The 11,765-nt window shown below is 50.8% G+C and carries 6 protein-coding genes and 1 pseudogene; 3 read left to right on the top strand and 4 right to left on the bottom strand.

Going from position 1 to position 11,765, the window contains the following annotated elements:
- Positions 1-494: 494 nt before the first annotated feature.
- Together IQ235_RS07510 and IQ235_RS07505 are read right to left on the bottom strand one after the other, a co-directional pair.
- Entirely contained in the window at positions 495-3,035 is a 2,541-nt protein-coding gene (locus IQ235_RS07510; RefSeq protein ID WP_264320863.1) for a CHASE2 domain-containing protein, read from the bottom strand.
- A 178-nt stretch (positions 3,036-3,213) separates the two neighbouring features.
- Complete coding sequence (locus IQ235_RS07505) at positions 3,214-3,972, bottom strand: DUF928 domain-containing protein (protein ID WP_264320862.1); 759 nt, start codon at positions 3,970-3,972, stop codon at positions 3,214-3,216.
- Positions 3,973-4,141: 169 nt separating this feature from the next.
- Here IQ235_RS07505 and IQ235_RS07500 point away from each other — a divergent pair, with 169 nt between their 5' ends.
- A complete protein-coding gene (locus IQ235_RS07500; protein ID WP_264320861.1) occupies positions 4,142-4,291 on the top strand; it encodes a hypothetical protein in 150 nt (49 codons plus the stop codon).
- A gap of 213 nt (positions 4,292-4,504) precedes the next feature.
- Here the strand turns inward: IQ235_RS07500 and IQ235_RS07495 are convergent, their stop codons facing one another.
- Both IQ235_RS07495 and hrcA read right to left on the bottom strand, forming a co-directional pair.
- A complete protein-coding gene (locus IQ235_RS07495; protein WP_264320860.1) occupies positions 4,505-7,108 on the bottom strand; it encodes a CHAT domain-containing protein in 2,604 nt (867 codons plus the stop codon).
- Between the two features lie 378 nt (positions 7,109-7,486).
- Positions 7,487-8,586: pseudogene (hrcA, locus tag IQ235_RS07490) on the bottom strand (heat-inducible transcriptional repressor HrcA).
- A 644-nt stretch (positions 8,587-9,230) separates the two neighbouring features.
- Here hrcA and IQ235_RS07485 point away from each other — a divergent pair.
- Together IQ235_RS07485 and IQ235_RS07480 are read left to right on the top strand one after the other, a co-directional pair.
- On the top strand, positions 9,231-10,430 hold the full coding sequence (locus tag IQ235_RS07485; RefSeq protein WP_264320859.1) for a glycosyltransferase: 1,200 nt from the start codon (positions 9,231-9,233) through the stop codon (positions 10,428-10,430).
- Between the two features lie 78 nt (positions 10,431-10,508).
- Entirely contained in the window at positions 10,509-11,243 is a 735-nt protein-coding gene (locus tag IQ235_RS07480) for an undecaprenyl-phosphate galactose phosphotransferase family protein (RefSeq protein ID WP_441373249.1), read from the top strand.
- The last annotated feature ends 522 nt before the right edge of the window (positions 11,244-11,765 follow it).

Here is an 11,765-nt window from a genome sequence, read left to right as displayed (position 1 = left end):
GAGGTTGCTCCCGGCTGTCGTGCCGCCTTTGATGGTAAAGCGATTACCGTCGGCTTCGACGATCGAGGGATTGGAGAGGGTAGCATCGGGGAGAATTTGGGCGATCGCACCCGAGCCGTTACACAACGCGAAAATCTCCATCAAACCCCAAAAATAACCGAGATGGCTTCGGCTCTTTCTACAGAAACAATTTTTGAAAATTCCCATCGTCGATCGCTTTATTTTTGAGTATTTTATCTCAGTCTTAAAACTTTAGATTTTAGATAGTCGGCTCTGCGATCGATTCATCGCGATCCCAGATAAATTTTGAGATTCGGGGTGACTTATAGCGGTTATCAATCTGTTGAAGTACAGAGTTTCTGGTTTTCGGGAATGGGGAATGGGGAATGGGGAATAGGAAATAGAATTTGGGTGTACCTCACAAGACTGAGAATTGCTATACCATTAGTCGACCGAGTACCTAAAACCCTTTACTTTATCGAGAGTCTAGATGATTAACATTTTCGATTTTGTAAGACCCCCGAACATCGAGCCAGATAAATTTGGGTAATGGGATCGTTAGGAATTTTCTCTAAACAGGTTTGAAAAATATGTCGAGCTTCTGTCATTTTTCCCAAATGATAGAGTAAAATACCTTGCTCGAACTGGGTTTTTATTTCTTGTTTTCGATCGCGTATTTCGGGCGAATCGGCATCGAAAACTTCAAAAAAAGAGACTTTATCCAATTTTCCCTTGACATTGACTCGTTCGATGAGCCGAATGCAATAGCGAGCGGTATCTTCTAAATTGAAAAAAGTGTTGCTTGAAATTAAAAGAGACGTTCGATAAATTTTGGTGAGACCTTCGATTCGAGCTGCAAGATTAACGGTATCGCTAATCACCGTACTATCAATTCGATCTTTCCCCCCCACCGTGCCCAACATCATCGATCCCGTATTGATGCCAATCCCAATCTTGAGCGGGGGGCGATCGGGTCGCCGGCGGGTGGTATTATAATCAGCTAGGCGCTGCAACATAGAAATTCCCGCGTTCACGGCATCATCGGCATCTAAATCACCACTAAAAAGTGCCATAATCCCATCGCCAATATATTTATCGATAAAGCCATTATTCTCGATAACGGCTGGCTCCATTCGAGATAAATAAGCATTGATAAATTTGAAATTATCTTCTGGGGTCATGGTTTCGGAAAGGGTCGTAAAATTCCGAATATCGGCAAATAAAATCGACATTTCTTGCTCCACCGCATGACCCAGCTTGACATCCACAAGACTGTCGTATCCCAACAAATTCAAAAATTGATGGGGAACGAAACGACCGGCGGCATCGGTCAGTTGAAGTTCGGCATTGAGGGCTTCGTCGAGTTCCCGATTTAACCCAGAAAGTTCTTGTAAGAACTGTTGATGTTCCTGTTGAGCTTTTTGGCGCTCGGTAATATCGCGAAAAGCAGCGATCGCATAATCGATATTCCCCTCTCGATCGAAAATCGGCGCTCCCCAAGATTCTAGGGGAACCGTGCGATCTCCGACGCGCAAATCGATATTATCCACCGATGATGTTTCGCCAGACAACGCTCGCACCAGTGGCTGCTGTTGGGCGGGATAATAGCGATCGGTGCCCGAAAGGTAGAGATTGTAAGCCTGGGATAACTCTTCGGAAAAAAGATTTGAGAACGCCCCTTTTCCAAGCAACTGCTCGATGCGTCCATTGACGTAACAAGGCTTGCCACTCGCATCCAAAACCGCCACCCCAACCGGCATGGCTTCAAGAAATTGGTTCAATCGCTGCTGGCTTTCGGTGCGCGTTTTGTGGCTGTCGTAGCGCACGAGCGCCATCGCAGCACTGATGGCGGCAAGGGCCGGAGAGACCACCGGAATCCACCAACCCTGCAAAAACGCCCAATACCCGATCGCCATTGGTGCAACGGCCATCAGGCACAACCGGACCGTTAAGGGTGTCCACGAGGCTCGAAACCTATAGGGTGCGTCAAACCGGGGTTTTCTCAAAACCACCCACGCTCCCGTCGCTCCCAACCCCGACCAAAGGGATATCCACAACCATTCCATGGATTCGGGTAAAACGCGAATCGAAGCGCGTCCGTCGAGGGCCGCGCTTAAAATATGACTGGCTAAATTCGCGTGGATAATCACCCCCGGCATCCGTTCGGGAGTGCGAATGAGATTGCTACTATAGGGAGTCGGGTATCGATCGTTGAGGCTTTGGGCCGTCGAACCCACCAAAACCAAGCGATCGCGCATCAGTTCTGGCGATACTCGTCCTTCAAGCACTTCCCGCATCGAAACCCACCGAAAGCGATCGATTTGTCCCCGGTAGTTCAATAAAATCTGATAGCCGGCCCGATTCGCCCGCACGTAACTACCATCGTAGGCACCCAATGGCACGAACTCAGCCCGACCCAATTTCAAATGTTGCTTCTGGGCATCGACGGATTCGAGATGTATTCCTTGAGCTTCGAGGTACATCAAGCTCAATTTCACCCCCAACCCCAGCTTGATTTGATTTTGGCTGTCGTAGTGGGACAATAAACCCCGGCGAATTTTTCCGTCAGCATCGAGTACGAGATCGGCCAAACCCACTCGATCGACCTGGGCTAAGGTGGGGGGCGGGGCAACGGCTTCTCCGACGGCTTTCTCCACGCCGATCAGGTTCTGCGTCGATGCCATCACCTCCACCCAAACATCGTGACCGGGTTCGACGGGTAAATCTCGATACAGGTCTAACCCAATCGCACGGGGTTGATACCTATTAATCGCTTCAACTAACTCCGCGAGAACCCCGTCAGGAATCGGCCATTCCCCAATGTGGGCCAGATCTTCTTCCTCAATGGCGACAACAACGATTCGTTCGTCCATCGATTCATCAGGTCGCCAGAGGAAAAACCGATCGAAAGCCGCCCACTCCAAGAGCTGAAAGATTCCCGTATAACCCAGAAGAACGATCGCCCCAGCAACGCTAGGAACCGCGACGAGAACTGCTCGCCATTGCCAAATTCGAGAGATCGACTTGGACAGCATTCGTTTTCTCCACCTGGATCGGAAGGGGTTTTCCGGCTCGGGCTGGGTGGATCGAGTACCCAGCAACAAGCCAAAAGACTGCATCCATCGAACGCTCTCATCGCTCGAATCCGATAGAGAGAGGCTCGATGCCCATTACGTTACCGCCCTTCGACGAGGCGAAACAACTTCCTTAACATTACTCCAAATTCAATGGGGGTTTGCTCGAAATTTCCTCCAGACCCACAGAGTCGAGAAAGTCCGTCCACACCATCGCCGTGGCTTCATTTTCCGGTTGCGATCGCCGCACTTCATCGAGAACTGCAAGAGTATCGTACCAAAACCCAGACTGACCGTATGATGCAGCCCGTTCCAAGGGGGGCAGATCGTCGAGTTTGGGACTGGTGGGGGCAATGCGACGGATCTGTCCCATGGCGATGGGAAAATCTGTTTGTACCGGTTCGCACAACATTCCTAAAGACCATTCATAGGTGCGATCGAGTGGGAGTGGGGGCGCATCGGTCGGCAGAGTAATGCTGGCAATGCCATCGGTTTGGGTCAGGGTAAAGGTCTGCTGGTAGACGATTTTCCCGGTGTCATCTTTCAAACTAAACAAAGCCCGCCTTGCCGAGGTGGTTGGGATGTAGGCAAAAACCGTTGGGTGAGGGGTAAGCGTCAGTCCCTCGCGCATGTATTCGGGCATCAAGGTCAACATCGGTACGGGGGTCGATTCATCCGCGTTACACTTGCGGTCGACGGGACGGGACGCGCCACCGGCCGAATCATCCAGCCGTTCGTCGGTGGGTGGCTCGAACGTCACCCTCAAGCTGGGGGAAACCTGTGCGACGGTCATTGTTGCCAGTCCGGCGATCGTCCCCCCCACACACAGCACTCGGGCGATCGGATAAAAGGTTTTAGATAAACCGGTTCGAGATAAAAATCGATCGTCTTCAGTCACGACAAAAAGCCTCCAAAATTAGGAATGAAGCGAATTCAGAGTCCTTACAGCTTGCGCTCGAGTTCTAAACAGTGAAAGTCCTAAATTATCTCAACTTTACAGTTATCCCATCCAACAATCCGGAACGGAAAAAATCAGCCACGGAGAACTTGAGTGGAGTCGAAGGAGTTTGAGTTGCTTGCTCGGTCTGGATTTAGCACCCATCAGCCTGACCTGTTGGGGTTTCGGTGTTAAAACGCGATCGGTTCGGAAAACTTTGGCGATCGTCCCCGCGTCCAGTCAGGGAAAAATGCAAATGGTGCCCACAATCGATCGTTGAATTGAGTTTCTCAAGTCGATCGTCTGAGTGTCTCGGGTACACCACACATCTAGGGGAGGCAGTTTAGACCCAGGGAGTTTCCCTACGCTCCACTGCGGTGGGGGTTTAGGAAAGATGCCTTGAATCCGAGTCAGAATTCATACCCGCTCTCATCCGATGTAACTCGCCATTCTCGCGCCTGAAGATCGATCGTTCGTTCGTTTTGTGTGTATTTTAGCGCCAATTTCCCACGAGCACGAATGGGGCCCAATAGTAGGGATGATGGTACTCGGAATCACTTAACAAACTCAGCTGCGCTTGACGCAATGCTCCCGCTTTGCCTAGTTCCGGATTTTGGGCGAGCTGGCGGTAAAATTCGACCATAAATTCAGCCGTCGAGCGATCTTGAACCGACCAGAGGGTGGCCAGGGTGCTGCGGGCGCCGGAACGAACGGCAAAACCCGCCAATCCCAAAGCCGCTCGACTGTCTCCGGTTGCGGTTTGGCAGGCACTTAGAACCAGAAGTTCGATCGGATCTCGAACCGCACGCTCGCGCAGGAGTCGATTTAAGGCTTTGACGTTAATCGGCCCATCCCAAGCAATCAGAAAGGTTTCCTCGACATTGGAGCTAAACTGACCGTGGGTGGCTAAGTGAACCACGGGAAATGGGTAAGTATCGAGCTGTTCTTGCAAGGCGGTGTAGGTAAAAGCGCGATCGAGCAAGATTTGAGTGTTTAGATGGGAAGCCATTTGAGTGACTTCTCGCTCGACCCCCGGTAAAGCCGCGTATTCCCCCCATGCCTGAGTCAGTCCGGCGGCGAGCGCGTTTTGGGTGCCTAAATCTTTCTCCTCGAGGGTTGGAGTTCCAGTATTGAGGAGTTGAAATCCAGGGGCGACTGCCATCTGATATCGTTCGACCAAATACCGTTGGCCATCGTACAGGGCCGCCATGGGAAGGTTCCGCAGGGTTCCATCGAGAACGAACACCAAGGTTTCGATTTCGCTAGCTGCTATTGCCTCTTCTCCCGGACGAATCAGCCAGTCGTACAGTTGGCTGGAGCGTTCCAGACGAGTTCTGTTGGGAAGAATCGGGTTGAGGTGAAGTTGGAGTTCGTCGATGGCCGCTTCGATGTCTCCTTGAGGAAGAACGGTTTCGTAGTGAACTAGGGGCCGATTGGGTCTCGAGAGGATGACCGCGAGGCGATCGGGGAGGATAATCGGATAGATGACCGCAGCAGTGGGATCGATTCGATCGATTTGCACGGGTTCCGTATCCAAACAAGCTTCCTGAAAAAAGTTATCGAGTTGGGCGACTTGCAAGGCTTCGATCGCCGATCGAGCTTGCGTTAAGTTCTGTTGGGGGATCGGTTCTCCGGGTTGAGATGGGGATAGCAATAAACTGACGAGTTCGCGGTACACGGGTTCGACGCTCTCGCGAAAGGAAAACTGAATATCGCGATCGATAGCGACTAGATCCGATCGCAGGGATTGGAGGGTTTTCACCGCTTCTCCATACACCTCAATGGCTGCGTCGGTTTCCCCTTTGGCTTTGAGAACCCGTCCCAGTTGCCACTGCCACCGAGCCGCAATTTCGACAGCATCGATACCTTTTGCCAAGAGTAGGGCTTTTTGGGTGAGTTCTCCCGCCTCTTGCCACTGCCCGGTTTGCTCGTAGAGATGGCCCAATAGCCCCAGTGCGTAAGCCTCGGCGCGAGGGTCGTCTAAGTTCCGCGCCAGATCCACCGCGCCACCAGTCAGCCGCGCGATGTCTGGGAACTCGAGGGGGAAGTCGGTTAGGGTTTGTAGCTCGATAGCGCTAGCGGCAAGATTGACCCGTGCGTAGATTGCCATCCGGGAGGGGGGGAGACCCTCGATGGTTTCTTGAATTTCACAGATCGATTCCGAAATTCGATCGCCGAGGGTCTCCCAATCCTCGGGTCTTTCTACCCACAAACTCAATTGATTGAGTTGGGCTTCGACTCGATCGACGGGGTTGCGGGCGATCTCGGCTGCCTGTTGGTAGAAATCGAGAGCCGCGTCGGTATCTTCGGCAATTCTGGCGGTATTGCCCAAACTCGTAAAAATACCACTGAGATCGAGATCGAGGTGTTGGGCCAGAGCTAGACTATCCGCGAGTACGAGCTGCGATCGCTCCAAGTTACCCACCCCTTGGAGGGCAATGCCCAAATTATGCAATCCCAATACTTTGAGGGGGGTATCGGGTAATGCCACCAGTTGGGCATTTGTGGTTTCTAGAAGGGCACTGGCTCGGCGATAGAGTCCTAAGGCTTGCAGAGCCTGAGCTTGGTTGATTTGAGATCCCAACGCCCCCAGATCGTCTCCAATACTTTCATAGGTGGCTTGGGCATTTTGCCAGGTATCGACGGCGGCTTCTGGTTGCCCCAATGCCAACTTTAATTTAGCTTGAGCGTTCAAAGTCTTTGCCTGGACGATCGCCGAGCCAGTGGTGGTAGATATTGCTGTTATCTCTAAACTGTGGGAGATCGCCTCTCGCGCGAGTTCCCACCGCCCTAGGTCTTGATAGGCAAGGGAAAGGTAGCTCCAAGCCAACGCCCGATCGAGGTCTTCTCCTTCTGCATCGATCGCCTGTTGCCAAAGGGAAATCGCATCGGTCGTGCGTCCCTCTTCGTACAGCACTCGACCGCGCTCGACTAGCTGTGCGGGCACCAGAGCTGCGCTTTCCAACGCCAAAATCATCTGTGGGGGGATCGAAGACTCAAACCCACTCGCTCCACTGGGGACGATTGCCAGTACCCATAACAGCCACCATTGCCAACTCAAAACCGTCCAACGGACAGTCAAACGAATTGCTTTCATGCAATCTGCCTCAATGAGTCTGCCGCGAGGTACGGTATAACCCGAGCCTCTTTGAGTGTAAATCTCTTTCGCACGGAGTTGTGTCTAAATAGAATACCCGTTCAACAACAAAGATGTGAGAATCAAAAAAATTACGCGAACCTCGAGTAGTACGTCCCGAACTTGCAAATCTGTGACCGATCTTGGAGAGCGAACGCTCGAGCTGACAAATCGCGATTGCCGTTTCTACGTTTTTTCAGGTCGAGAGGATCGAACCGATCGCTCGATCGTAGATGTGAGGGAAAAGACTCGATCGTTCTACGCTCTCCAAAATACCATCAATCATCGCGCTCGGTTGTGTGAAGACTCGCGACCTTCAAGAATGGAGTGAGGTACATTTTAGTTGGTTTGACTCAACGTTTCCGATAAATAGTCCGCCGTCGCTTCTACCAGGGCGATCGCATCTTCATACACCATCCGCGTCGGCCCTAACATCCCCACACTTCCCACGGGAACGGTATCGCGCTGGTAGGTCGCTGAAATGAGCGTACAAGCGCGCATCGGTTCGAGGGGGTTTTCCGCTCCGATGCGGATGTTCACTCGCTTGTCCGGTTGAGATCCCCCACCGTAGGGAACGAACATCAGCGGCCACAAGCGGTCTTGTTCTTTTTCGAGTAGAGCTAGGAGAGTTTGAACTTGGTTGAGTTCGGTAAATTCTGGCTGCCGCAAGACCTCTGCAATCCCGCTAACCATCATCCGGCTTGAGGTCGGCTCTTGCATTCGATCGGTCAAACTTTTGAGCCACGCGGCGATCGAATCAGCGTAGCGACTAAATTCTCGATCGAGTTCGCTCCAGTCCAATTCCATCATTTCTGCAATCGATCGCCCTCGCAATCGATCGTTTAAAAAGTTCGACAGAATTTGCAGTTCCCGATCGATAATTTCTACTTCTGCAACAGCGTCTGCCGTTTCCACCGCCAGCGGCGATAAATCCATCAGAGTCGATCGGGTTTCGTAGTCATCCGTCACCACCACCAACATCACTCGTTTGGGATCGACCTGCACCAATTGTAAGTGCCGCACCCGAGCCGTTTGAGTTTGGGGCAAGGTAATCAGAGTGATATATCCGCTCAGATTGGATAGTAACTGCGCGGCTCCTCGCACAGCGCTTCTATGCTCCAACTTTGCCAATTCAGGCGATCGGACAGCAAACCGGTCACCTGTCCGGCAAGCATCTGGGATGGGGTCATCAGCTCGTCAACATATAGCCGATACCCGAAATCCGATGGGATGCGTCCGGCAGAAGTATGGGGTTGATACAGCAGCCCCACTTTTTCTAAAACCCCCATCCCCGATCGAATGGTGGCCGAGCTAACGCTGAGATTGTATTCATCGACCAAAGCTTTGGAACCAACCGGCTCGGCAGTGGCGACGTAATGCCGCACGGTTGCCCAGAGAATCTGTTGTTGCCGATGGGTTAAATCGATTGGCTCAGACATTTGTCCCAAACAAAAGCTCGATCGAGTACAGGATATGATACGTAGCGCTTCGCGCCCCCATGGATTGGGGAGAGGGGAGCCAAAGACCCATCCGGCTGGGGTTGGGTTGAACGATTCTATGGCTGAAATTGGTAGATCCGCAATCGCAATGCGTTCAAAAAAGGGTGAATGTTATCGAATGCACCATCCTCTGGTCACCTCGCGAATTCCAAGATACACCAAGAGTCGGAAAACATCCGTTTAAACCGAACTCCAATCGAATAGCTCGCGAACGTGACAATTTCCGATCGATTCCCGGTTTTTTGGGAAAAGGGGGTGAAAGAAAACAACAGATGCGAGGCTATGACAGACTGATATAGGCGTAGTGTAGCAGATGTTTCCGCCAGCGAGAGCGGACTGGCTCGAACGGGAGACCCATGGAGGTGAAATCGGCACGAGGCGCTACCATTAGCGCAGCCCTACAGCCATGTTGCAGATCGTATGCCAGTAGCGCTAAAAATGGTGCTTCTATGATTCTCTAACATCAGTCCGATCGAATGCTTTAATGCTTTGCGTCTTGCTACGGTCTCAAATTCTATTGCTAAGCAAACTCGGCTACAATTTAGCCCACTCTCAAACTCCGTGCGATACCCTATCCTTAACCAATGACCCACGATCGCGAAAAATCTATTTTCGAGCGACTCAAGTTCGCACTGGTTCACGAGTGGCTGACACCAGAGGCCACTGGTGGGTCGGAGCTAGTCGTCAAGAAGATTCTCCAGCATATTGACGCCCAACTCTACGCCCTCATCGACTTTGAATCGAGCAATCCCCAAAGCTATCTTTACCAACGTTCCATCGGCACGACGTTTCTACAAAAATTGCCCCTGGCGCGGTTCGGGGTTCAGAAATATCTTCCCCTACTGCCGTTGGCCATCGAACAGGTGGATTTACGGGGCTACGATGTGATTTTATCTTCTTCCCATGCCGTAGCCAAAGGGATTCTCTCGAGTCCTCATCAAGCTCACATTTGTTACTGCCACACCCCCATGCGCTATGCCTGGGATCTGACCTTCGACTACCTAAAGGGTTCGCGTGCGGGTCGAGGTCTGCCGGGAATCTTGACCCGGTTTCTGCTGCACTACCTTAGAGGGTGGGATGTTGCCTCTGCCAACCGTGTCGATTACTTCATTGCGAATTCCAAACATACTGCCCGACGGATTTGGCGGTGCTATCGGCGCAAGGCTGAGGTCATCTACCCCCCCGTGCAAATCGATCGATTTAAATTTCAAGAAAAAAAGGACGATTTTTATCTAGTGGTTTCCCGGCTGGTGAGTTACAAACAGGTGGGGACGATCGTAGATGCCTTCAACCAGTCGGGAAAAAGCCTCGTTGCGATCGGTACGGGGCCGGAGTTGGAACAAATCCGCGCCCTCGCCCGACCCAATATTCAGGTGCTCGGGGCCCAAAGCGATCGCGTTGTCGAAGAGTATATGTCCCGTGCCAAAGCGTTTGTCTATGCCGCTTGTGAGGATTTTGGCATGGCGCTGGTAGAAGCACAAGCTTGCGGAACCCCCGTTATCGCCTATGGGGTGGGAGGCGCGCGAGAAACGGTACGGGATATTCGAGAGTACCCCGAAGAAGGTACGGGATTGCTTTTTGAAACCCAGACGGCAACGGCGATCGTTGAAGCCGTCAAAAACTTCGAGGAGTCTTGCGATCGATTGAATCCAAACGTAATCCGATCGCAAGCTGCTCGATTTGCGCCTACAATTTTTGAGAAGCGCTATCTTGCTTTTGTAGAGCGCTGCTGTCAGGAATTTTGGTCTGGGAAGCTAGACCAAAATCATCGTCTCGAATTCTAATCTCCGATCTCCTCGATTGGGAAATCGAGGCTCGAAGACTTGACGGTCCAGACAGTGTGTGGTGTGAACGGAAGGAATATGATGACTGCCAATAGCCAATTCATCTCCGGCAAGGGAATTTTCGTACTTTTAAAACGACTCCTTGCACTGCTCCTTTTCAAAATCAGACATTGGGGTCTAATTTTGGGAAGAACGGATACCAAGGTTTCAAAACGAATCTTTGATATTCTATTTTCGTTGTTCGTTTTAGTCTTTTTTTCTCCGGTTTATCTCGCGATCGCTCTACTCATTGTCTTGAGTTCTCCCGGTCCAATTTTTTATATTCAAGAACGAGTCGGAGAAAACCATAAGACCTTCAAATGTATTAAATTTAGAACCATGGTTCGCGATGCAGATGAAGTGCTCGGAGAAATGCTTGCTCGATCTCCTCAATTTCGATCTGAATTTGAAGAGAGTTTTAAGCTCAAACAGGATCCGCGAATTACTTGGATCGGACAGTTTCTCCGAATTACCAGCCTCGATGAATTTCCTCAATTTTGGAATGTTCTAAAAGGCGATATGAGTGTTGTGGGCCCTCGTCCTTTAGTCGTTGAGGAGTTACCGAAGTACAGTGATTCGATTGATAAAGTTCTGACCATTCGCCCAGGAATTACTGGCTTATGGCAAGTTTCGGGTCGAAATGATATTCCCTATCCCAGGAGAGTGAAAATAGATGTATATTATGTCAACTCTCGCAATCTTTGGATGGATTGTTGGATCGTTATTAAAACCATTGGTGTTGTCATATTTCCCAACAAAAATGGTGCTTACTAATATCGATATCAGCTTTGAAAGACATTGTATTTCCAGCTCGACTCTGAAAATAACTCGTGTTTAGAAGATATTTTCTAAAGTCAATTGTCATTCTGTATCTGCTTCTATCCTTCATCGGCAATTTGGAAAACGACGAGTTTTCTTACCACGATCTATCTTATTTTTAGGGAAGGTCGCACCAAATGTAAAAACCTCCTTCTGGCGATCGGAAGGAGGTTTTTTGAGGTTTAAAAATCTTCATTTCGATCGATGTTGAGGGAAATTGAATATCGCGATGCTTCCTGTTAGGGCAACTGCTATATCAATGAGGACATAGGTGTTGGCCATTGGTGAAAGGTTAAGGTTATATTCACTTTGTCAACTTACCAATAATCAACTGAAAACCCGGCACGCGCGGGGGTCTCCCCCCAACCCTCCGCTTCGCTTCGCCCTCCCGGTGGGGGACGAAACGCCTCCCCCGGTCGCGCTCGCCGGTCGTTGTGCCCCTGCGTACAAGAGGGAGATCGTGAAAAACTATAGCCT

The sequence above is a fragment of the Zarconia navalis LEGE 11467 genome (assembly GCF_015207075.1).
Classification (GTDB): domain Bacteria; phylum Cyanobacteriota; class Cyanobacteriia; order Cyanobacteriales; family Geitlerinemataceae; genus Zarconia; species Zarconia navalis.
This window is presented reverse-complemented; position numbering and strand designations above follow the sequence as displayed.

What these genes read in the sequence shown, in the direction of transcription:
- IQ235_RS07485 (WP_264320859.1), top strand. Translation starts at nt 9,231, where the DNA reads ATGACCCACGATCGCGAAAAATCTATTTTCGAGCGACTCAAGTTCGCA.
- IQ235_RS07510 (WP_264320863.1), bottom strand. Translation starts at nt 3,035, where the DNA reads ATGCTGTCCAAGTCGATCTCTCGAATTTGGCAATGGCGAGCAGTTCTC.
- IQ235_RS07480 (WP_441373249.1), top strand. Translation starts at nt 10,509, where the DNA reads ATGATGACTGCCAATAGCCAATTCATCTCCGGCAAGGGAATTTTCGTA.
- IQ235_RS07495 (WP_264320860.1), bottom strand. Translation starts at nt 7,108, where the DNA reads ATGAAAGCAATTCGTTTGACTGTCCGTTGGACGGTTTTGAGTTGGCAA.